Raw genomic sequence first — 1,796 nt, 5'->3', positions numbered from 1 at the left:
TTATATATTCGTCATGAGACTTTAGCAGAGTCTCTTTTTCTTTTTCCGTCAAAATATACTCTTCAGGCTTCTTTAACCCTCTACTCGAAAAATAAGACTTCTCTCCAAGTAATCTTTCGTCAATATTATCCTTTATCATATATTTCGTTATATAAGCCCCTACATTGTCCACGTGGTCTATTTTATTTATTTTAACAAACCCATGACCCCAGATGTCCGATAGAACGTCTACAGGCGTGTAAGGAAGGTTATAGACCAATAGGTGATAATGTATAGCCCCTCGTTTCTGAAACTCAATTACAGCAGTGTATTTTAGTTTTATTTTTAAAGTGTAATTCAGCCTTTGGATAAACTTTTTGAAGTTATAGTTAGATTGTTTTATGTCCTGCATGTTTTCAGCATATGTAAGTGTGAAAAATTTCGGTTGCTCGTTCCACGCATTTGCATTGGCATTTGCTTGGTTAAACACTTGCTTCCTTGCACGATATAACACATCAGACCTGTTCTTCATCTTTGTTTCAGCATCATTTATCCAATCATGATCAGACTGTTTTTTCCTACCAGCATTTTCACGAACTGCATCTTTACCTGTTGCTACCTCTTTCTCGTAGCTCAATAATTCCCATACACCGCCACTTTTTATTAGTTTGTGACGATACCTCAATTATAAAATACCTCTCTTCCTTGTCTAAATTTTTCTGCTTATTAATCGCTATAATCAAGTTAAGTAAGAAACAGAAATAGCGATTAAATATTAACCTATTTTTCTATCAGATTTAAACGGAAATATAAATCCTAAATCTACTAGAATTGTACCACTAAATTCGCCGCAGCCGGTTATTACTTTTCTATCAACTCCTGAAATTTTATAAAAGAATCCTGGTTGCAAAATGATAGTTTGTTTTAGTGCGTGTAATGTAACCACCATTACTTTTGTGTCTTCGGTTTTGTAATAAGAAATATTAAACATGTGCTCGTCCTCTTTTCTTGTTTTTTTAGTTGCGCTTCACCATCACCACTGCGTAGATCTACTCCATGAATCCTTGACTCGGAACCTTTGCGACCCAGATTACTTGCCACCGTCGCCACCTTCTAGAAATCTTTAATGTGGCAAACCGAACTAGGTTATCAGAGTCGCCTTTCCAAGTAAAGGAACCGCTACGCTTTCACTACGTAGAACTACTCCGTTAAAACTCTTTATCGTCTTTATATTCGCTCAGTATGTATGAAATCAAAGCGTTGACCGACATACCTCTCTTTTCAGCTTCTTTTTTTAACCATTCGTGTAGGTCTTCAGTAAGCCTTAGAGAAAAAACCGCTTTTCCCAATAACTTCACCTCCTTATGGTATCATTATAGTATCAAAGTGGTATCATGTCAATACCATAATGGTTAGTGTTATTTCTCTCGGTCTTTTATAAATAAAATAAATCCGCCTTGCGGTGTCGGGGGCCCCAACTGGAGTCACCCCACCCACACGCAAAAGGGCGGATTTTATATTTTCAAGGAAATTAAATAAGGACCCCATTATAGGAGTCCCATTGTCAAAGTTTGAACACTTTACCCGCTATTAGAAAACGGTAAAGTCATAGTATTTTTATTTTCTATGTGTTAAAATAGCGCTGTTAACTTTTGCGATTTAAGTTAATTTGTATCTTATGAATATTGCCTAGATATTCATTTTCATAGTTTTTGGAATATGTTATATATTCGTCATGAGACTTTAGCAGAGTCTCTTTTTCTTTTTCCGTCAAAATATACTCTTCAGGCTTCTTTAACCCTCTACTCGAAAAATAA

General features: G+C 35.7%; 2 protein-coding genes. Both read right to left on the bottom strand.

Annotated elements, in window-relative coordinates; genetic code table 11:
* Positions 1–616, bottom strand: a 616-nt coding sequence (locus ABTW64_RS15310; RefSeq protein ID WP_442759280.1) for a rolling circle replication-associated protein, incomplete at its 3' end; no start/stop codon positions are given.
* Positions 617–1,187: 571 nt separating this feature from the next.
* Entirely contained in the window at positions 1,188–1,337 is a 150-nt protein-coding gene (locus ABTW64_RS15305) for a toxin-antitoxin system HicB family antitoxin (protein ID WP_350502499.1), read from the bottom strand.
* Positions 1,338–1,796 lie beyond the last annotated feature (459 nt).

Origin of the sequence: Microbacterium sp. NPDC096154 (genome assembly GCF_040302945.1) — a bacterium.
GTDB lineage: Bacteria > Actinomycetota > Actinomycetes > Actinomycetales > Microbacteriaceae > Microbacterium.
Note: the sequence above shows the minus strand (reverse complement) of the source record. Positions and strands in the feature narration are given on the sequence as shown.